At 61.6% G+C, this 20,650-nt stretch carries 18 protein-coding genes; 7 read left to right on the top strand and 11 right to left on the bottom strand.

Annotated features, from left to right (window positions below):
• Nucleotides 1-75 precede the first annotated feature (75 nt).
• The 5 genes from IFT66_RS06785 to IFT66_RS06765 form a co-directional block, all read right to left on the bottom strand.
• Complete coding sequence (locus tag IFT66_RS06785; RefSeq protein WP_192077055.1) at nucleotides 76-1,062, bottom strand: TRAP transporter substrate-binding protein; 987 nt, start codon at nucleotides 1,060-1,062, stop codon at nucleotides 76-78.
• A 51-nt stretch (nucleotides 1,063-1,113) separates the two neighbouring features.
• A complete protein-coding gene (locus IFT66_RS06780) occupies nucleotides 1,114-1,995 on the bottom strand; it encodes an amidohydrolase family protein (RefSeq protein ID WP_192077054.1) in 882 nt (293 codons plus the stop codon).
• A complete protein-coding gene (locus IFT66_RS06775; protein ID WP_192077053.1) occupies nucleotides 1,995-3,146 on the bottom strand; it encodes a mandelate racemase/muconate lactonizing enzyme family protein in 1,152 nt (383 codons plus the stop codon). Before IFT66_RS06775 ends, IFT66_RS06780 begins: the two co-directional genes overlap by 1 nt.
• A 4-nt stretch (nucleotides 3,147-3,150) precedes the next feature.
• Complete coding sequence (kdgD, locus tag IFT66_RS06770) at nucleotides 3,151-4,056, bottom strand: 5-dehydro-4-deoxyglucarate dehydratase (RefSeq protein WP_192077052.1); 906 nt, start codon at nucleotides 4,054-4,056, stop codon at nucleotides 3,151-3,153.
• Between the two features lie 71 nt (nucleotides 4,057-4,127).
• Complete coding sequence (locus IFT66_RS06765; protein WP_192077051.1) at nucleotides 4,128-4,880, bottom strand: FadR/GntR family transcriptional regulator; 753 nt, start codon at nucleotides 4,878-4,880, stop codon at nucleotides 4,128-4,130.
• A gap of 185 nt (nucleotides 4,881-5,065) precedes the next feature.
• On the opposite strand from IFT66_RS06765, the gene IFT66_RS06760 reads away from it, so the two are divergent.
• From IFT66_RS06760 to IFT66_RS06740, 5 genes are all read left to right on the top strand, one after another.
• Nucleotides 5,066-5,638 carry a DUF922 domain-containing Zn-dependent protease gene (locus tag IFT66_RS06760; protein WP_180215476.1) on the top strand — a complete coding sequence of 191 codons (573 nt, stop codon included), beginning with the start codon at nucleotides 5,066-5,068 and terminating at the stop codon, nucleotides 5,636-5,638.
• A 31-nt stretch (nucleotides 5,639-5,669) separates the two neighbouring features.
• On the top strand, nucleotides 5,670-6,821 hold the full coding sequence (locus tag IFT66_RS06755; protein ID WP_192077050.1) for a M20 family metallopeptidase: 1,152 nt from the start codon (nucleotides 5,670-5,672) through the stop codon (nucleotides 6,819-6,821).
• Between the two features lie 113 nt (nucleotides 6,822-6,934).
• Nucleotides 6,935-8,491 carry a VOC family protein gene (locus IFT66_RS06750; RefSeq protein WP_192077049.1) on the top strand — a complete coding sequence of 519 codons (1,557 nt, stop codon included), beginning with the start codon at nucleotides 6,935-6,937 and terminating at the stop codon, nucleotides 8,489-8,491.
• Entirely contained in the window at nucleotides 8,488-9,450 is a 963-nt protein-coding gene (locus tag IFT66_RS06745; RefSeq protein WP_249406352.1) for an ROK family protein, read from the top strand. The genes IFT66_RS06750 and IFT66_RS06745 overlap by 4 nt, the downstream gene beginning before the upstream one ends.
• Nucleotides 9,451-9,455: 5 nt before the next feature.
• Entirely contained in the window at nucleotides 9,456-10,184 is a 729-nt protein-coding gene (locus IFT66_RS06740; RefSeq protein ID WP_192077162.1) for a copper homeostasis protein CutC, read from the top strand.
• 14 nt (nucleotides 10,185-10,198) lie between these two features.
• Here the strand turns inward: IFT66_RS06740 and IFT66_RS06735 are convergent, their stop codons facing one another.
• The 4 genes from IFT66_RS06735 to IFT66_RS06720 form a co-directional block, all read right to left on the bottom strand.
• Nucleotides 10,199-10,840 (bottom strand): helix-turn-helix domain-containing protein, encoded by a 642-nt coding sequence (locus IFT66_RS06735; RefSeq protein ID WP_244508750.1) that lies wholly within the window; start codon nucleotides 10,838-10,840, stop codon nucleotides 10,199-10,201.
• A 78-nt stretch (nucleotides 10,841-10,918) separates the two neighbouring features.
• Nucleotides 10,919-11,290: a transcriptional regulator gene (locus IFT66_RS06730; protein WP_139283807.1), complete on the bottom strand. Its 372-nt coding sequence runs from the start codon at nucleotides 11,288-11,290 to the stop codon at nucleotides 10,919-10,921.
• A 140-nt stretch (nucleotides 11,291-11,430) separates the two neighbouring features.
• Nucleotides 11,431-12,051: a response regulator FixJ gene (fixJ, locus tag IFT66_RS06725; RefSeq protein WP_062456050.1), complete on the bottom strand. Its 621-nt coding sequence runs from the start codon at nucleotides 12,049-12,051 to the stop codon at nucleotides 11,431-11,433.
• Complete coding sequence (locus tag IFT66_RS06720) at nucleotides 12,038-13,555, bottom strand: PAS domain-containing sensor histidine kinase (RefSeq protein WP_274598251.1); 1,518 nt, start codon at nucleotides 13,553-13,555, stop codon at nucleotides 12,038-12,040. The genes fixJ and IFT66_RS06720 overlap by 14 nt, the downstream gene beginning before the upstream one ends.
• A 306-nt stretch (nucleotides 13,556-13,861) precedes the next feature.
• Here IFT66_RS06720 and IFT66_RS06715 point away from each other — a divergent pair, with 306 nt between their 5' ends.
• Nucleotides 13,862-14,257 (top strand): response regulator, encoded by a 396-nt coding sequence (locus IFT66_RS06715; protein ID WP_192077047.1) that lies wholly within the window; start codon nucleotides 13,862-13,864, stop codon nucleotides 14,255-14,257.
• Nucleotides 14,258-14,273: 16 nt separating this feature from the next.
• Here the strand turns inward: IFT66_RS06715 and IFT66_RS06710 are convergent, their stop codons facing one another.
• A complete protein-coding gene (locus IFT66_RS06710; RefSeq protein ID WP_192077046.1) occupies nucleotides 14,274-15,530 on the bottom strand; it encodes an AGE family epimerase/isomerase in 1,257 nt (418 codons plus the stop codon).
• Between the two features lie 160 nt (nucleotides 15,531-15,690).
• On the opposite strand from IFT66_RS06710, the gene metH reads away from it, so the two are divergent.
• Nucleotides 15,691-19,461: a methionine synthase gene (metH, locus tag IFT66_RS06705; protein ID WP_192077045.1), complete on the top strand. Its 3,771-nt coding sequence runs from the start codon at nucleotides 15,691-15,693 to the stop codon at nucleotides 19,459-19,461.
• A 126-nt stretch (nucleotides 19,462-19,587) separates the two neighbouring features.
• Here metH and IFT66_RS06700 read toward each other — a convergent pair whose 3' ends face one another.
• Nucleotides 19,588-20,649 carry an ABC transporter ATP-binding protein gene (locus IFT66_RS06700; RefSeq protein ID WP_192077044.1) on the bottom strand — a complete coding sequence of 354 codons (1,062 nt, stop codon included), beginning with the start codon at nucleotides 20,647-20,649 and terminating at the stop codon, nucleotides 19,588-19,590.
• Nucleotide 20,650: the final 1 nt, after the last annotated feature.

Here is a 20,650-nt window from a genome sequence, read left to right as displayed (position 1 = left end):
CAAAGCCCGACACGTTCCCCGATGTCGGAAAAGCACAGCCGACCCCGGTGTGGCGGGGCCGGCCGATCAGGGCTGTCAGTTGACGGCCTGGATTTCTTCCAACAGGCTCTTCATCTTCGCGTCGGTCACGAACTTGTCGTAGACTGGCTTCATCGCGGCCGAGAACTCGTCCTTGTTGACGGTAATGACCTTGACGCCGCCGGCGCGGACCTTTTCTTCCGAAGACTTTTCGCGGGCAGCCCACAGTTCGCGCATCTTGACGACACTGTCCTTCGCGGCCTGGCGGATGACCTTCTGGTCATCGGGCGTCAGCTTGTCCCAGGAGACTTTCGACATGACCAGAATTTCCGGGTTCATCGAATGCTGGGTCAGCGAATAGTTCTTGGCGACCTCGTAATGACGGGCCGATTCGTAGGACGGCCAGTTGTTTTCAGCACCGTCGACAACGCCGGTTTCCAGCGACGAGTAGACTTCGCCCATCGGCATTGGCGTCGGGTTGGCACCGAAGGCCTGCATCATCGCGATCCAGAGGTCGGACTGCTGGACGCGGATCTTCATGCCCTTGAGGTCGGCCAGTTTTTCGACCGGCTTCTTGGTAGTGTAGAAGGAGCGCGCGCCGCTGTCGTAGTAGGCCAGACCGATCAGGCCGTGCGGTTCGAAGGCGGCAAGGATCTTGTCGCCGATCGGGCCGTCTACGACCTTATGCATGTGGTCGGTCGAGCGGAACAGGAAGGGCAGGCCAAGAACGACCGTCTCGGGGATGAGGTTGTTGAACGGCGCGGCATTGACGCGGTTCATGTCGATGACGCCGAAACGGGTCTGCTCGATCGTGTCCTTCTCGCCGCCGAGAACCGAGTTGTTCATCACCTGCACGCCGATGCGGCCGCTGGTGCGTTCCTTGACGAGGTCTCCCATGTATTTGACTGCTTCGACAGTCGGATAGCCATCAGGATGGATATCGGCAGAGCGCAGGGTGATATCCTGCGCGCGGACGCTGGTATGGGCCGTGGTGGTGGCCAGCGCCAGGCAAAATGCGAGCCCGAGGGCTTTCGTCAGTTTCATGTCTTCCTCCTCCAAAAAGCCGTCGCCTCCACGCGCCGGCGGTGATTAAATTTATTTGGTCGATGCACTCCAGTCCGGAAGGCCAAACAGCTGTTCCGGGTTCTTCACGAGCGCCAGCTCAAGCGCTCCTTCGTCCGCCAGCCAGCTTAGAACCGTGTCGGTCAACGCGACGTCGTCCGGATAGTCCTTCTGCTCGCGTGCAAGGTTGTGCGGCCAGTTGCTGCCCCAGACGATGCGTTCAGGCGCATAGGCTGCGATGTCGCGCGAGAAGGCCGCGACATCGGCATAATCAGGTGCGCCGGACTTCGAGGACTCGTAGACGCCTGCGAACTTGAACCAGCATCTGCCGATATCCATCAGTCGCTTCAGCGCTGCGATCTCCGGGCCCTCTGGCGTTGCGCCGGAGAAGAACTTGCCGTGATGGTCGAACACCCAGCGGCTCTTGAGTTTGGCAAGGCGTGGCTCATGCTCGAGGATATTGCTGCCGTCGAACTGGACTGCGAGCATCCAGCCGCGGGCGGCAGCCTTGGCGTCGAGTGCTTCGAGCGCCGAAAGGTCCACGGCACCGCCGGGCAGATCCATGATGCGCAGGCCGACGATACCGGCCTCAGCGAGCTGGTCGAGTTCGCCATCGGAGGCATCACCCGCGACTGCAGCGACGCCACGGGCAACACCGCCCATTTCCTTCAGGCAGGCGACCAGGTTGGTGTTGTCGCGCTGGTGGGCATTGCCCTGCGTGATTACGACACGATCGATGCCGAGCCATGCCATGAACTGGCGATACTGCTCCGCATCGGGGAGAGTTCCGACTGGCAGGCCTGGGCCGCCGGGCTGCGATGGGAAACCCGGCAGGTACATATGCATCTGCGAGTCGACTGCGCCCGCCGGCAGTTTGGTCGTTGGCGCGTCTCCGGAGAGCGGACGAACAAGCATCAGACGTCTCCCGACTTCGGTTCAGGCATTTTGAATTCCTTGAGCGCATCGCGGTTGATCTCGATCCCGAGACCAGGGCCATCGGGGATCTGCACCACGCCGTGCCGATGTTCGATCGGTGTTTTGATCACTGCCTGGCGGAAAGGGTTGTCGGTGCGGTCGAATTCGAGAATGGGTTCGATCGGATTGACACGAACCGGGCTCGGGATCATCGCCGCCATGAACTGCAGGGCGGCGGCGATATGGACGGCCGTGCCCCAGACATGCGGTACAACGCGGATACCATGGAGCGCTGCGAGATCGGCAACGCGCTTGGCTTCTGTAAACCCGCCGACGCCGGCAAGATCCGGCTGGAGAATGTCAACGGCGCGGGTTTCCACCGGCTCGCGCATGCCCCATCGGCTGTGCCACGTTTCACCGCCGGCAACCGGGATCGGCTGGCGGGCGCGGACTTCGCGGTAGGCGGAGAGTTGTTCCGGCACGACGGGCTCTTCGAACCAGTCGATATCGTATTGTGCCGCCGCGTTGCCGAGTTTGACGGCTTCGATGGTGTCATAGCCGTGGTTGGCGTCGATCATCAGCCGCATTTCGGGACCGGCTGCTTCCCGCACGGCGCGGATGACGCGAAGGTCTTCCTCGACGCCGAAGCCGATCTTGATCTTCGTCGCGTGGAAACCTTCGTCGCGGTAGCGGGCCACATCGCGGGCATTGTCTTCGACGCGGTCGACGCCGTCGCGCTTGAAGCTGCCGGTGGCATAGGCCTTGACGCTTTCGCGAAAACGGCCTCCGAGCAGGATCGAGATCGGCACGCCGAAATGCTTGCCCTTGATGTCCCAGAGCGCGATGTCGATGCCCGAGAGAGCAGTCACGGCAAGGCCGCGCTGGCCCTGGTCACGCAATGCGTTATAGAGCTTCGCCCAGATCTTTTCGGTTTCCAGCGGATTTTCGCCGATCAGCCAGTTTGTATAGGCCGCCACCACAGCTGCGTTGGGCCGGGCCGGGCCGAGGCATTCGCCCCAGCCAATGGTTCCGTCGTCGCACTCGATCTCGACCAGGATATGGGCGCGGCGATCGAAGCGCATCGAGGCGCTTTCGAAGGCGACATCCAGCCTGTGTTCAAGAAGGTGGGTGCGGACCGCAGCGATCTTCATGGGTTCACCGCTTCTGATCGCCGATGAGCTTCAGCAGGATCTGCTCTTCTTCTTCCGTCAGGTCATCGAGCGGTGGGCGGACCTTGCCGGCATCGAAACCCTGCAGACGCACGCCGGCCTTGATGGCCGAGACGGCATAACCCTTGCGGCGGCCGCGAAGCGCCATGAAGGGGTAGAAGAATTGGGTGAGGATCTGTTCGCAGCGGGTGCGATTGCCGGCCCGCAGCGCCTTGTAGAACTCGACCGCAAGACCTGGGACGAAGTTGAAGACGGCAGACGAATAGGTGGTGAAACCGGCGCCGAGATAGGCTTCGGCGAACAGTTCCGCCGTCGGCATGCCGCCGAGATACATCAGCCGGTCGCCCATCGTGGCCGTGATCTGGCGCACGAGGCCGATATCGCCGGTGCCGTCCTTGAAGCCGATCAGGTTGGGGCATTCGTCGCAGAGACGCTGCAGCGTGTCGACCTGAAGCACGGAATTGTCGCGGTTATAGACCATGACGCCGATGCCGACCGACTGGCAGATCGCCTTCACATGCTTGTACAGGCCTTCCTGCGGCGCATCGATCATGTAGTGGGGAAGAAGCAGAATGCCGTCCGCGCCTGCTTTCTCGACCTTCTTTGCAAGATCGACGCCCACATGCGTGCCGAAGCCGCAGCCCGACACGATCGCGGTCTTGCCGGACGCTTCCTTGGCGGATTTCACGATGGCTGGAATTTCATCGGGGGCAAGCGAGAAAAACTCTCCGGTGCCGCCGGCGGCAAAGAGAACGGGCGCCTCGAAGCCGGAAAGCCACTCGATATGACGCTGATAACTTTCAGGCTGAAACTGGCCCTCGGCATCGAAATGGGTCACAGGGAACGACAGCAGGCCAGCGCCGAGCGCTGCCTTGATCTCTTCAGGCGTCATGTAGTGTTATCCTCTCAGTGTCTCCTCCAGACAATGTTGTCGTACATGTATGATGAATTTGTGTCAACACGTCATCTGACAGATTGGCGAACTTCGCGCAGGAGCGTCCGGTAGCGCAGTTGCGCGCCGCGCAGATGGCTGCGCATGGCCTGCCTTGCGCCTTCTTCGTCGCCTTCCGAAATTGCTACGACGATCGCGTCATGCTCCTTGTCGAGAAGGGCGATATAGGCCGCCTGATCGGATTCGGAATCGTCCGGACGCAGGGCCGCACGGGGGATCAGCCGCTTGCCGATCATGGTCAGGAACTCGCGGAAACGTGGGTTGTTGGTCGCTTCTGCAATGGCGAGATGCAGTGCAAAATCCGCCTCGCTGGTCGGCTTGTCTGCCTCGAGACAGGCGCGGACGGCGTGGTGGTGTTCGAAGATGCTTTCTTCCTGCGCGGGCGAGCGACGCACCGCTGCAAGGCCTGCAGCCTCCACTTCGACGGCGGTTCTGAGCTCCAGGAGCTCGATCATCGAGGACACCTGAGCAAGATCGATATTGTTGAGCGAGAGCATCGTGGGCTGGGTGTTTTGCCGTGGTTCCAGCACGAAGACGCCGGCACCCTGGCGTGCTTCCACAAGACGGTCGGCGCGCAATGCGGCGATCGCCTCGCGCACGACGGTTCGGCTGACGCCGTGGGTTTCGGTCAGCTGCGCCTCGCTCGGCAGCCGAGCGCCCACGGTAAACTGGCCGGCGGCGATCGCCTGGCGCAATGTATCCGTCAGCTGAGACACCAGCGTTCCTGCACCCTTTGCCGGCTCCAGCCGCGTCTCTCCAGCCATTCGTCTCTCCTTGCGCTCTCGTTATCTGCTCCCGTTAACCTGTATGATAAGTCGCCTTCGTTGTCACGGCTTTTGCTTATGGAGCCTTTGCGGCAGTTGAAAGCGGCCGCACTTGTCTCTAGGTTGCGGCATTGATTTCAGATGTCGGGTGATGAGTGCGCGAGAGAGTTCGGTGTATCGGTCTGTTGTGTGCTCTTAGTCTCTGGCCGGCGGCAGCCCAGGCGCAGTGGAAGCCGGTGGAGCAGGTGAAGACCTATCCGGTCAAAGGCACGTCCGGCATCGAGCTCTACTCCTCGATCGGCGAAAACGGCCCCAAGGTCGGCAGCCAGGTTCGGGCGATCGCCCATACGGATTTCAAGCTGACCTGGTCGCGCAAATACGAGCCGCAGCCCGACGGCGCCTGCACGCTGGTTTCGGCACGCCCCAACATCGTCATCATCTACACGCTGCCAAAGCTTGTCTCGAAACTGTCGCCAGCGCTTCAGCAGAAATGGGACGCGTTTACTGACGGCGTGCGCCGGCATGAGCGGGTCCACGGCGCGATGATCGAGGATCTCGTGCGCCAGATCGAGGCGGCCAGTATCGGGCTTTCGGTGCCTAGCGATCCGAAATGCACCAAGGTGCGGGCTGAACTGCAGAGCAAGATCGCCGTCATCTTTCCCGCCCATCAGCAACGCAACCGGGATTTCGACAAGGTGGAACTCGGCGATGGCGGCAATGTGCAGCAGCTGATCCTCCAGCTCGTCAACGAGCGCTAGAGACAGGCGAATTTTTCAAAGGAAGCTTTCAATGACGCAGGTTCTTTCCGCTGGTGATGTCGATGCCGAGGCTCTGATCGAGGAGCTGAAAGAGTGGGTGCGGATCGAGACACCCTCCGGCAATGCGGCGGCGGTGAACCGTCTGGTTGATCGCGTCGAAGCAATCGCGGAAAAGGCCGGGCTTTCCGTCGAACGGCTGCCGGGTACGCTAGGTTTCGGCGATATTCTGGCGGTCCGATCGCCCCGGCAGGCCGGGAGCAACGAGAAATCGGTTCTCGTTCTCGCCCATCTGGATACGGTCCATGCGATCGGCGTGATCGATAACCAGCTCCCACTCCGCCAGGACGGCGACAAGCTCTACGGACCCGGCATCTACGACATGAAGTCCGGTGCGCTGATGGCGCTGGAGGCGTTGAAGATCGCGGTTGCAAAGGGCAGCAGAATGCCGGTCGATCTCGTTTTCGTGCCGGACGAAGAGGTCGGAAGCTTTTCGTCGCGGGCCTTCATGGAGGAATGCGCGCGCAGCGCCGGTTATACGCTGGTGGTGGAACCGGCGCGCGACGGCGGCAAGATCGTCATCGCCCGCAAGGGTGTGGCGATGTACGATATCGTCGTGCGTGGCCGGGCCTCGCATGCGGGCACACGGCCACAGGACGGACGAAGCGCCGTGCGGGCGGCAGCAAGGCTTGTGCTCGATCTGGAGGCGCTGAACGACGCAGGGCGCGGCATCACCGTCACGGTCGGAACGATCAGCGGCGGCACCGGCCGCAATACGGTGCCGGCGGAATGCCGCATGCAGGTGGATGTGCGCGTGCCCGACGATGCGGCCGCCAATGAGGTCACCGCCAAGATCGCCGCCATTCAGCCGGTTGATGCGGATATTACGTTTGAGATCAATGGACAGATGAACCGGCCGCCATTCGCGCAGTCGGATGCGGGGCGGAGACTGTTCGATAGCGCAGCGAAGGTCGCAACGGATCTGGGCATCGCGCTGGAGGGCGTCACGACCGGCGGCGGTTCCGACGGCAATTTCACCGCAGCGCTTGGCGTGCCCACGCTCGATGGCCTGGGCGCTGATGGCGCAGGAGCGCATACGTTCGAAGAGTATATTTTGCTGTCGAGCGTTGCGCCGCGGACGGCCCTCTTGGCCAACCTGATGATTTCGCTCGAGACCGAAGCCTGACGGGTGCCGCTTTGTGAACGGTGCGGCACCGGCCGCACCCATCACGGCATCTTTTCATCGTCCAGAAATTGCGTCCATATGGCTGATATCGAAGACCAATCGGGAATTCCGACATGACCAGCGGCCTGCACCACATCACCGCCATCACCCGCAAGATACAGGCGAATGTCGACTTCTATGTCGGCTTCCTCGGATTGCGGCTGGTAAAGCGCACCGCCGGTTTCGAGGATGCGCAGCAGTTGCATCTGTTTTACGGCGACGGTGCCGCATCGCCCGGATCGATCGTGACGTTTCTCGCCTGGGAAGATGGATCGCTCGGTCGGGTCGGGCATGGGGCGCCGAGCGAGATCAGCCTGGAGATTTCGCCGGAAGCGATCGGCTTCTGGCTGACGAGGGCCCTCCAATATAACATCAAGCTATCCGGGCCTGCGCAGGAATTCGGCCAGCCCGTGCTGCGGCTGACGGATCCGGACGGTATCATCGTCAAGCTCGTCGGCGTCGAGGAGACGGGACCCTGGGTCTGGTGGCCGGATGGCGGTATCGCCGAAGAAAACGCAGTCCGCAGGCTTTACGGCGCGACGATTCTTTCCGAGAAGCCCCAGGAGACCGCTGAATTCCTTGTGGTTCATATGGGGTTGGCTGTCGGAAGCCGGGAAGGCAACATCCAGCGTCTGGTCTCGGATGCGCATGATATCGTCGATGTCCGCGATGCATCGGGTTTCTGGATGTCGGCGCCGGGCACGGGCGCGATCGATCATATCGCGTTTCGCGCCACCGATCGCGCGGCGGTCGAAGCGGTGCATGCAGAGCTTGCTGCTGCCGATGCGGGCGAGATGAACATCCACGACCGGCAGTATTTCCATTCGCTCTACGTGCGCGAGCCCGGAGGTTCGCTGATCGAATTTGCCTCGGACGGGCCGGGTTTTGCCACCGATGAAACTGTCGAGACGCTGGGACGCCAGCTGTTCATTCCGAACCATTTCAAGGGGGATCGCGAGGCGCTGAAGGTGATGCTGCCGCAGTTCGGTCTGCCGGGCGAGGAACGCGTCATCTACCGCGACCTGCCGTTCGTGCATCGGGTCCACATGCCTGACAACTGGGACGGCACGACGCTGGTGCTGATGCACGGCACCGGCGCCAACGAAACGGCGCTGCTGCCGCTCGGACGCAAGGTGGCACCCAACGCCCTGTTGATCGGTCTGCGCGGCCGCTCGCTGGACGAGGGCTATCCGCGCTTTTTCCGCAGGCTCAGCCAGACGACCTTCGACCAGAAGGAAATCGCATCGGAAGTGGAGGCTTTCGTCGGGTTCATCGAGGATATCGGTCCGGCCTATGGCGCGGATCCGGCGCGCACCGCGTTCCTCGGCTATTCCAACGGCGGCAACATGATTGGTGCGACGATGCAGCTTTACCCGGAGGTCATCCGCAGAGCGGTGCTGCTGCGCTCGATGAACGTGCTCGAAGACCGACCCGTCGTTGATCTTTCCGGGGCAGAGGTCCTGTCACTCAGCGCCACCAACGATTTTTACGGCCCACTTGCCGGCGAGATCGAGGACAGGCTACGGACGGCCGGGGCCGACGTGACGGCCCGGGTACTCGATGCCAATCATGGCCTCGACGCGGAAGACGAGGTCATCGTGCACGAATGGCTCAAGGAGCGGATTGGTTGACAGGTAACGTGTTCACGACCGGAAACGTCAAGCCGGTATTCTGTGCCGATATCGGCGGTTCGTTCATCAAGTTCGCGGTGTCGCCGAAGCCTGGCGTCATCGAGCCTCTGGAGCGGGTTCCAACACCCGCTTCCGACTGGGATGCGTTCGTGGCAGCGCTGTCTGACCTGATCGCGCGGCATGCCCATCGGGTTGAAGACAATGACTCGACGCCGCTGGCGTTGTCGATCACCGGGATCGTCGATCCCAAGACCGGCGTTTCGATTGCCGCCAACATTCCCTGCATCACAGGACGTCCCGTGGCGGCGAAACTTTCCGCGCGGCTCGGAAGGCCGGTCGTTGCGGCCAACGACGCCGATTGTCTGACGCTTGCAGAAGCCAGTGAAGGTGCCGGCAAGGGCCATGATGTCGTGTTCTGCGCCATCATCGGCACCGGGATCGGCGGTGGTCTGGCGATCGATGGCAAGCTGGTGCGCGGTGCGGGCGGCGTGACCGGCGAATGGGGCCATGGGCCGATCGTCAATACGACCGTCGAGATTGCCGGCGAGACGATCCACATTCCGCGCCTGGCCTGCGGTTGCGGCCAGTCCGGCTGTGCCGATACGGTCGGCGGCGCACGCGGGATAGAGCGTATCGACGGCCTGCTCCACGAGAGAGCCGAGACCAGTCACACGATCATTGAAGACTGGCAGGCCGGCGATGCGTTGGCGGAAAAGACGATCGCCGTCTGGCTGGAACTGATTGCCGATCCCCTGGCGCTCGCGGTCAACACGACAGGGGCGTCGGTCGTGCCCGTCGGAGGGGGACTGGCCTCCGTTCCGGCACTGATCGACCTGCTGGACGGAGCAGTGCGCAAACGCATCCTCAACCGGATAAGTCACCCATTGGTGATCCCGGCGCTTCGGCAGGCGGATGGTGGGCTGGTCGGGGCAGCGGTGCTCGGCCGGCAGGAGGGCTGATGGCGATGCGGATCACGCTCGAAGTCTGTGTCGATACGCCTGAGGGGTTCGAGGCGGCTGTGGCAGGCGGGGCCGACCGGATCGAACTCTGCGCGGCGCTCGATCTGGGCGGACTGACGCCGTCGCCGGGGCTGATGGCACTGGCGGCGAAAGCGTCGACCCCGGTCTATGCGATGATCCGACCGAGGGCAGGGAATTTCGTCTTCGGTCTCGGTGACGAGGCGGCCATGCTCGGCGATATCGACGCTGTGCGGTCCGCCGGGTTGGCGGGTGTGGTGATCGGTGCGAATCTGGCCGACGGCCGTCTCGATGTGGCGCTGCTCGAACGCCTGATGCGACGTGCTGACGGTCTCGGTGTGACTCTGCACCGTGCCTTCGATCTGGTGCCGGATCCGGTTGAGGCCCTCGACGTGGCGATGACGCTCGGCGTTGAGCGCATCCTGACGTCCGGGCTGGTTCCGCGCGCCATAGACGGCGTGAACCTGTTGAAGCAACTGGTCGATCAAGCCGGGACACGGTTGTCGATCATGCCGGGCAGCGGGGTCACGCCGGCAAACGTTTTCGAATTGTTGAACTGCACCGGTGCCCGCGAGGTCCACGGCTCCTGCCGCGCTGTTCTCAAGCGCGGTGACGGCAGGGCTGTCGAGTTCGGTTTTGAAGCTAACCAGTCATACCGGACAAGCGAAGTCATCGTGCGCAAGATGCGGACTATATTGGATGGTGTCGGCAGCTGAGGGTTCGCTCAGCCTCAGGCGCAGAGGCTGGCGAGGGCCTTGAAGTCCTGGATCTGCACGCAGCGGACGCTTTGCAGTTTGATCAGGTTGGATGCGCGCAGCTTTGCGAACACACGCGAAACGGTTTCGATCGTCAGGCCGAGATAATCCGCGATGTCGAGTCTCGACATCGGCAGGTCGAAATGGTCGAGATTGCCCTGGCGGTTGGCCATGTCCAGCAGGAAGCCGGCGATGCGCTCCACCGCGGTCTGGCGACCGATGACCGCCAGGTGCTCCTGGGCGCGCAGCATGCCGCGCAAGGCGAGCTTCAGAATGTCGTCGCCACTGCCGGGCTGGGAAAAGCTGCGCAGTCCCGTCGGAACGATCGCTTCCGCGAAAAAGGCATGCGTGCGGTCGGCTTCAAACCCAAAGGTCTCGCCGGCAAGGTAGAAGCCGATGACCTGACGGCGGCCATCGGACAGCAGCCGATGGAGGCGGACGGCGCCGAATTCGACCTCGTAGAACGTGCCGGATTTCTCGCCGGGCGTGTAGATTTCCTTGCCGCCGGCATAGGTCTGGACCTGGGTAACCCGGGTGACTGGTGCGGAGGAACACGGAAACGCGATCGGCGTTGCGTTTAGCATCTTTGCCTGGGCGTTCGCGACCGGAGCGTTCACGGCTCTTCCTCCAAGTGATCAGAGCTAGGATGCCGCAAGCCACTCGTCGGCGATATTGAGGTGTCTCCCTACGGAGTTCTACGTAGCAACCGGTGCTGGCGTGGCGTGGCTCAGATGGGCGAAATCCCTCACCATCCGCAGGAGTTCGGCACCATCGAACGGCTTTATCAGGATGCGCGCCGTGTTTTTGGATGGGATCGGCGTCATTCCGTCTGCCAGCATGATGAAACGGCTGGGAGAGTCGAGAAGCTTGTGCTGGGCGTCGAGGTTGCCGTGGACTTCGTGGGAGTCGATGATCGTGCACGCTGACGAGGCTGCCGAAGCGTGGCCCGCGCACCAGCTTTCATAGGAGAGGACCTGAAAACCTTCGACCTCCAGCGCGAACGCCAGCGACTGTCTAAGCCCGGCATCCGGAGCGATCACTGCAATAGTGGTCGAGGGTGACAACACGTGGACTATCCAGGATCCGGGGGGCGCTAGGGCGACATTGGACGCCGATTGTAATATGCGCGCCACGCCCCAAGCGGACTTTGCGTTAGATCAAGAAGTTGCAATTAAATCGCGGATTGTCCGTTTGTTCAGGTTCGGCGTCACTCCTGGTCGAATCCGGCCGCCATGGTCATCCGAACCAACTGCGGCAGGCTGCGCGCCCGCATCTTGGCCATCACGTTGGCGCGGTGGACTTCAACCGTCCGGGGGCTGATGTCGAGATCGTAGGCGATCGACTTGTTCGGCAAGCCGGCAACGACTGCCAGAAGGACCTGGCGCTCGCGATCGCTAAGCGACTGGAGGCGGCTCAACACTTCCTGCACCTCGGTCACTTCCGTCGGCTTTTCGACGAGAAGCTTGGCAGCCCGCTCGATTGCTTCGATGATGGTCGTATCGTCGAACGGTTTTTCGATGAAATCGACAGCGCCAGCCTTCATTGCTTCCACTGCCATCGCCACGTCGCCGTGGCCGGTTATGAAGATCACAGGCATCCGTATCTTCTGGGCGGCGAGCGACCTGATCAGCTCGAGTCCCCCGATATCGGGCATCCTGAGGTCGCTGATGAGCAGGGCGTTGCGAGTTCCGGGCGCAAATTTCAGGAAGGCCGTCGCGCTTTCATGCACGCGCACGGCAAATCCGTTCATCGTCAGCATGAAGGCGAGCGACTTGCGCACCGGCTCCTCATCGTCGACGATATGCACCACGTAGTCAGCGGTCGGCATTCTCTTCGTCCTCCTTGTACAACGGCAGCGTGAACCGGAACGTGGCACCTCCGGCGACATTTCGGGTGACCACCATCTCACCGTCATGGGCTTCGATAATACGTTTGCATATCGAAAGTCCGATTCCCATACCACCCGCCTTGGTCGTCACGAATGGCTTGAACAATTGGGCCTCGATCTCCTCCGCAATCCCGGGGCCTGTGTCTTCGACGACCACGGCCACGTGCTCGTCGTCCTGGACCAGCGTGCGGATCGTGAGCTCTCTCCGCTCACTGTCGCGCATCGCTTCGATTGCGTTGCGCATCAGATTGGTCAGGACCTGCTGGATCTGGATCTTGTCAGCGACGACGATTTCCGGGCCGTCGTTGAATTCGAACATCGTCCGCACGCCGTTTTCCCGAGAGCCGACCAAGGCCAGAGCCGCGGCTTCTTCAATCAGCCGGCGGATGTTGTGGGGTGCTTTTTCCGTTTCGCCCTTCGTCACGAATTCGCGCAGGTGCTTGATGATCTGCCCGGCGCGGAGCGATTGGTTGCCGGCTTCCTTCAGCGCGTCTCGCAATCGCGACGCCATGTCGTCGTCCATGTCCCGCAGGAGTCTTGCGCAGCCGTGGACATAATTCGCGATGGCCGAAAGCGGTTGGTTCAGTTCATGGGCAAGGGTCGAGGCCATTTCACCCATCTCGTTCAGTCGCGCGAGACGGGCAACTTCACCCTGCATTTCCTGCAATCGTGCCGCCGATTCGGCGCGTTCGGTGAGATCTCGCACGAAGCCGGTATAGAAGGTCTCGCCACCCGACCGGGTTTCGCCAACGGCAAGCTTCATCGGGAAGGTGGAGCCATCCTTGCGGCGGCCGACCACGACGCGATCCCGTCCGATAATCCGCTTCTCGCCGGTGCGCGCGTAGCGCTCGAGATAGCCGTCATGCTCCCTGTGGTAGGGCTCCGGCATGAGGATACGCAGGTTGCGTCCGACGACCTCGTCTTCCGTATATCCGAACTGGCGAACGGCCGCGGAATTGAAGGAGACGATGATGCCCTCCTTGGTAATGACGATGGTGGCATCGAGCACGGTGTCGAGGATCGATCGCAGATGCGCCTCGCGAACCTCGGCCTTGGCCTGGGTCTTTGCGATGATGATCCGGGCGATATGCAGGACCTTGCCGGTGACGGCGATTGCCAGGCTGGTCAGAGCGACCACTCTCAGTTCCGCCGAGGTCGCGCTGACGGGTGACAGTTCCTTCAACGCCCAGACACCGATTACGGAGAGGACTGCAGCGACCACACCCGGTCTCAAGCCTCCGATGACGGAGGCGAAGATGATCGACGGCACGAAAAAGAAGTAGATTCCCTTGCCGTTCATGGGAACGGACAGAGCCAGACGAATTGCAAAGCCGACCAGGAAGCCGACCACAGCAAGGAGATAGACCTCACCGCGGGTGAAATCACGTTTCTGAATGAACTGTACGAAGCGTTCGGTGCGCCCGGTCATTTCGCTTAGGATCATCGCTCATCCTACTGAAAAGGCGATCGACAGGCGCGCGGAGAGACGGGCGCGGATGTCTTGAACGCGTTGTAGCACAGGCTTAAATGCAGCGTCCAACGGGCAAATCGGGGAGGGGTCTTCATACACATGCTTTTCACCATATGTCAGAGAAACCGCGCATTCGCTCCGGAACCCTGTTCATCCCGGCGTGCAATTGGTCGGCAAACCCGATAAGGCTGGGCCTTGGCCTAAACATTCCGCTAGGTTATCAACCAGAATCAGACTGGTAACACACACGCAGCCATGGCTGCTGCCGGAGAATTTGATATGTCGACCGTAGCCGCCGAAGCAAATGAAGGGCGCGCCGCACCGATCAAGGTTTTGTTCGTAGAAGACGAAGCCCTGATCCGCATCTCTACAGCCGATTTCCTGCAGGACGCCGGCATGGGCGTCGTCGAAGCCGGCACAGCGGGTGAGGCGCTAGGCCTTGCCTCCGAGCAGCCGGTCGATATCCTGGTTACCGACGTGCATCTGCCCGACATGACAGGCCTGCAACTGACCATCAAACTCCGCGCGCAATTTCCGGATCTCCCGGTCATCTTCGCGACGGGCGATCGCAATGTCGAAGGCGCCGAAGGCCTGTCGCGTTCGGGCCTGGTGACCAAGCCCTATGACTACGACAGCCTGGTTTCGCTGATCCGCTCGATGGTCGCTGGCGGCTGACTGTCAGAACCGGCCGTCAGATCCGGCCGTCCGCCTCCACAATCATCTTCGTCAGGCTGCCATCCGCCGGGAACAGCGGGATGAGGCACGCCTGCAGCGCGTGATAGATATCGCCCTTGCCGGGAAACAGGGTGTTCGCCGGGACGAGATCTTCCGTGAGCTCCTCGTGCCAGCCGCCGTTCTTGTGGTCGATGAACTTGTTGGCGATTGTGCCCCAGATCAGCCTGTAGCTGTCTTCGTAGAAGCTATCTGCCGGCAGATGCTGGTTGATGAAATGCGCAGCAGCTGCGCCCTCGCACATCGGCCACCACAGCTTGTTCGTCTTGGCGGGCTTGTCGTCCCAATCCAGCGTGTAGAAGAAGCCGCCTTTTTCCTTGTCCCAGCCGAGTGACATGGCCTGCACGAACAGGTTCTTTGCCGCATCCGGCATCCAGGCGTGCTTCTTGTCGCCGAGCGTCCACAGTTGCAGCGTCAGTCTTGCCCATTCCAGCCAGTGGCCGGGCGTCGTGCCGGCCGGGCGGAACATCTCGTCACGGTGATAGTAATCCTTGTCGATCTGCCAGTCGGTATCGAAATGCTCGGCGACGCGGAAGCCGACGCTGCCGGCAAGGCGCCGGATGACGAGGTCTGCAATGCTTTCGGCCTTGTCGAGATAATGCCGTTCGCCGGTTGCCTCGAAGGCCGCCATCAGCGCTTCGGTCAGGTGCATGTTCGAGTTCTGGCCACGATAGCTGCCACCGTCGATCGGTGACCAGTCGGCCGCAAATTCTTCAGTAATGGCGCCGTGTTCGCTATCCCAGAATCGGGTTTCCAGCACGTCGGTGACGTCTGCCAGCATCGCGTCGGCAAGCGGATGGCCAACGACTTTTGCGGAGGATGCGGCGAGCAGCACAAACGCGTGGCCGTAACCCTGCTTGTTGCCATCCGCCGGGCCATCGTCGTTCATCGACCAGGCATAGCCTCCATGTGTCTGGTCGCGGTGACCGTTCCAGAGAAAATTCATGCCGTGATCGATCAGGTCGCCTGACCCCGGACGACCGAGCAGATAGGCGATCGAATAGCAGTGCACCATGCGGGCCGAGGCGTGAATGCCGCGAACGGGATTGTCCAGGGGGAGCGGGTTTCCGGTGGGGTCGAGATCGAAGAAGCCGCCCTTGGGGTTGATGGCTCGATGCTGGAAGAAGTCGAACAGGCCGTCAGCCTGTTGCAGCAGCCAGCGCCGGTGGTAAGGCAGATCGCTCCAGAATTTCGATACCTGGCCCACGTCGCTCATGCTTCTCTCCCTTTTGCTTTCGGCTTCAAGGCTATACCGTCAGGAGTATGGCCTGTCATCGACAATTCGTTTATTGCTCACGGCACAGAGGCTGGACATCATATAAACGCATCTTTATATGATTATGAATACGGTTTGATGCTGTTCAGGAGTGTGTCCCTTGTTTGATGAACTCTTCGGTCCCGAAGGCGACCGCCGCGACGGCGCGGAAATCCTTGCAGCCCTGAAAGCGGCCGCACGCGAACGCATTCTCGTGATAGATGGCGCCATGGGCACCCAGATCCAGGGGCTCGGCTTCAACGAAGACCATTTTCGTGGCGAACGCTTCATCGGTTGTGCCTGCCACCAGCAGGGCAATAACGACCTTCTGATTCTATCGCAGCCGCAGGCGATCGAGGATATTCACTATCGTTACGCCAAGGCCGGCGCCGATATTCTCGAAACCAACACGTTTTCCTCTACCCGTATCGCCCAGGCGGATTACGAGATGGAAGGCGCCGTCTACGATCTCAACCGCGATGGGGCACGCCTTGCCCGCCGCGCTGCGATCCGCGCCGAAAAGGAAGACGGCCGCCGGCGTTTTGTTGCCGGCGCCATCGGCCCGACCAACCGGACGGCCTCTATTTCCCCCGATGTCAACAATCCAGGCTACCGCGCTGTCTCCTTCGACGACCTGCGGATTGCCTATGGCGAGCAGATCAACGGTCTGATCGACGGCGGTGCCGACATCATCCTGATCGAAACGATCTTCGATACACTCAACGCCAAGGCGGCGATCTTTGCCTGCGAGGAGCGATTCGAGGCCAAGGGCATTCGCCTGCCGGTGATGATCTCGGGCACGATTACCGACTTGTCCGGCCGCACGCTGTCCGGCCAGACGCCGTCGGCGTTCTGGAACTCGGTGCGCCATTCCAACCCGTTCACGATCGGCCTCAATTGCGCGCTCGGTGCAGATGCGATGCGGCCGCATCTGCAGGAACTGTCGGGCGTTTCCGACACGTTCATCTGCGCCTATCCGAATGCCGGCCTGCCCAACGAGTTTGGCCAGTATGACGAGACGCCTGAGATGATGGCGAAGCAGGTCGAGGAATTCGCCCGCGAAGGTCTGGTCAACGTCGTCGGCGGCTGCTGCGGCTCGACGCCGGAGCATATCCGCGCGATTGCCGATGCCGTCTCCAAGCACAAGCCGCGCGAGATCCCGGAGCACTCGCCGTTCATGTCGCTGTCGGGCCTCGAGCCCTTCACGCTGACCAAGGACATTCCGTTCGTGAATGTCGGCGAACGCACCAACGTCACCGGTTCGGCCAAATTCCGCAAGCTGATCACTGCCGGCGATTATGCGGCAGCGCTGGTCGTTGCCCGCGACCAGGTCGAGAACGGCGCGCAGGTCATCGACATCAACATGGACGAGGGCCTGATCGATTCGGGCCAGGCGATGATCGAGTTCCTCAACCTGATCGCCGCCGAGCCGGATATCGCCCGCGTTCCCGTCATGATCGACAGCTCGAAGTTCGAGATCATCGAAGGCGGACTGAAATGCGTTCAGGGCAAGCCGATCGTTAACTCGATCTCGCTGAAGGAAGGCGAGGAAAAGTTCCTGGCGCAGGCCAAGCTGATCCGCAATTACGGCGCAGCCGTCGTGGTGATGGCGTTCGACGAGACGGGGCAGGCGGATACCTATGACCGCAAGGTCGAGATCTGCAGCCGCGCCTACAAGATCCTGACCGAGCAGGCGGGCTTTCCGCCCGAGGATATCATCTTCGATCCGAACGTGTTTGCGGTGGCGACCGGGATCGAGGAACACAACAATTACGGCGTCGATTTCATCGAGGCGACGCGGACGATCCGCGAGCGCATGCCGCTGGTGCATATTTCCGGCGGCGTTTCGAACCTGTCCTTCTCGTTCCGCGGCAACGAGCCGGTGCGCGAGGCGATGCATGCCGTGTTCCTGTACCACGCCATCCAGGCGGGCATGGACATGGGCATCGTCAATGCCGGTCAGCTGGCGATCTACGAGAACATCGATCCGGAACTGCGCGAGGCCTGCGAGGACGTGGTGCTGAACCGCCGCGCCGACGGGACAGAGCGGCTGCTGGAAGTGGCCGAAAAGTATCGTGGCGGCCCCGGCAAGGAAGCAAGGGTCCAGGATCTGGCTTGGCGCGAACGCTCGGTGGAAGAGCGGCTGTCGCATGCGCTGGTCAACGGCATTACCGAATTTATCGACGCCGATACGGAAGAGGCGCGGCTGCAAGCCGCGCGTCCGCTGCACGTCATCGAGGGGCCGCTGATGGCCGGCATGAATGTGGTCGGCGATCTGTTCGGTTCGGGCAAGATGTTCCTGCCGCAGGTGGTGAAGTCCGCCCGCGTGATGAAACAGGCGGTTGCGGTGCTGCTGCCTTACATGGAAGAGGAAAAGCGCCTCAACGGCGGCGACCAGCGCAAGACCGCCGGCAAGATCCTGATGGCGACCGTCAAGGGCGACGTCCACGACATCGGCAAGAACATTGTCGGCGTCGTGCTCGCCTGCAACAATTACGAGATCGTCGATCTCGGCGTGATGGTACCGGCGACGAAGATCCTCGAAACGGCGATTGCCGAGCAGGTCGATATCATCGGTCTGTCGGGCCTGATCACGCCGTCGCTCGACGAAATGGTGCATGTGGCAGCCGAAATGGAGCGGCAGGGCTTCAACGTTCCGCTGCTGATCGGCGGTGCCACGACCAGCCGGGTTCATACGGCCGTCAAGATCCATCCGCGGTATGAGCGGGGCCAGGCCGTCTATGTTACGGATGCCTCGCGCGCCGTCGGCGTCGTCTCGGCGCTTCTGTCGCCGGACGCGAAGGATGGCTATGTCGAGACGATCCGCGGTGAATATGCCAAGGTTGCATCGGCGCATGCCCGTTCGGAAGCGGATAAGAAGCGGCTGCCGATCGAGCGCGCCCGTGCCAATGCCGAGAAGGTCGACTGGACATCCTACGATCCGAAGCCACCGCAGTTCTTCGGCACGAAAGTGTTCGAAGGCTATGATCTTGCGGAACTCGCGACCTATATCGACTGGACGCCGTTTTTCCAGACCTGGGAACTGAAGGGTCGCTATCCGGCCATTCTCGAAGACGAGAAGCAGGGCGAGGCCGCGCGTCATCTGTTTGCGGATGCGCAGGCGATGCTGGAGAAGATCATCGCGGAGAAGTGGTTCCGGCCCCAGGCCGTGATCGGCTTCTGGCCGGCCAACGCTGTTGGCGATGACATCAAGCTGTATACCGACGAGACGCGCAGCACGGAGCTCGAGACGCTGTTCACGCTGCGCCAGCAGCTTTCCAAGCGCGATGGCCGGCCGAATGTGGCGCTGTCGGATTTCGTCGCACCGGTTTCGAGCGGCAAGGCCGATTATGTCGGCGGCTTCGTTGTCACGGCCGGCATCGAGGAAGTGGCGATTGCCGAACGGTTCGAGCGGGCGAACGACGACTATTCGTCGATCCTGGTCAAAGCGCTCGCCGACCGGTTTGCGGAAGCGTTTGCCGAACGCATGCACCAGCGCGTGCGTCAGGAATACTGGGGCTATGCGCCGGATGAGACGCTCACGAGCGACGAGTTGATCCACGAGCAGTATGCCGGCATCCGTCCGGCACCCGGCTATCCGGCGCAACCCGACCATACGGAAAAGGAAACGCTGTTCAGACTGCTCGATGCCACCAAGGCGACGGGCGTGACGCTGACCGAGAGCTACGCGATGTGGCCGGGATCATCCGTCTCGGGCTTCTACATCGGCCATCCCGCCAGCTACTATTTCGGCGTTGCCAAGGTGGAACGGGACCAAGTCGAGGATTATGCATCCCGCAAGGGCATGCCGATCGAGGAAGTCGAGCGCTGGCTCGGGCCTGTGCTCAACTATATTCCGACCAATGTGGCGGCGGTGGAAGACGCCGCATAGGCGGTCTGCCGCCATGTTCACAGATTGAATCAAGAAGCCGGCAAGTTGAATCACTTGCCGGCTTCTTCCGTTTGATATTGCGGTCTTGTTAGCGATCAAGCATTCGCCACTCGCGGCGCGCTGCGCCTATTCCTTGACCACCAGCAGGTCGCTTGCGGCGAAACGCAGGGTCACTGTTTCGCCGGGCTGCGGCAGGACCTTGTCCGGTGCGTTGAACATGTCGAACGAGATCTGGTTGCCGCCCGCGGTGAACCTGGTGCGCACGACGGACCCTAGGAAATGTGTCGAGACGACGGTGCCGGTCAAAGCCGTATCGCCCGTGGCGCTCTTCGAAAGCGAACCAGCTTCAGGACGCAGCGCGATCGAAACGGTGTCGCCTTGGTTCAAGGCGCCGATCGGTTCGCGCAGCGTGATGATGTTGTCGCCGATGCGGATGGTGTTGGCGGCCGGATCTACGACGATCGCATCGATGATGTTGAGCGTGCCGACAAACGAGGCGACGAAACGGGTGGCCGGGCGGTTGTAGATCTCCGACGGCGTGCCGATCTGATCAGCGCGACCGGCGTTCATGACGACGATCCGATCCGAGATGGACAGTGCTTCCTCCTGATCGTGGGTGACGAACACTGTGGTGATGCCGAGCTTCCTCTGGATCTGACGGATTTCCTCACGCAGGGATACGCGGATCTTTGCGTCGAGGGCCGACAGCGGTTCATCCAGCAGCAGGACCTGCGGTTTCGGCGCGAGCGCACGCGCCAGCGCGACGCGCTGCTGCTGGCCGCCGGACATCTGGTACGGGTAGCGGTCGGCCAAATGTTCGAGGCCGATCAGCTTCAGCATTTCCTTCACGCGGGCGTCGATATCCGCCTTCGACATGCCGGCGACCTTGAGGCCGAAGGCGACGTTGTCGAACACGCTCATGTTGGGAAACAGGGCATAGGCCTGGAACACCATGCCGATATTGCGCTGGCTGGTTTTCAGGCCCGACTGGTTGCGGCCGTTGATGAAGATCGTGCCGTCGCTCGGGTTCTCGAACCCGGCGATCATCCTCAGAACCGTGGTCTTGCCGCAACCGGACGGTCCGAGAAAGGAGACGAATTCCCCTTTCTCGATCGCCATATGGAAGTCCTTGACGACCTGCGTCTGGCCGAAGCTTTTCTTGATACCGTCGAGAACGAGAAACGACATG

Source organism: Rhizobium sp. CFBP 13726 (genome assembly GCF_014841925.1).
GTDB lineage: Bacteria > Pseudomonadota > Alphaproteobacteria > Rhizobiales > Rhizobiaceae > Neorhizobium > Neorhizobium soli.
Note: the sequence above shows the minus strand (reverse complement) of the source record. Positions and strands in the feature narration are given on the sequence as shown.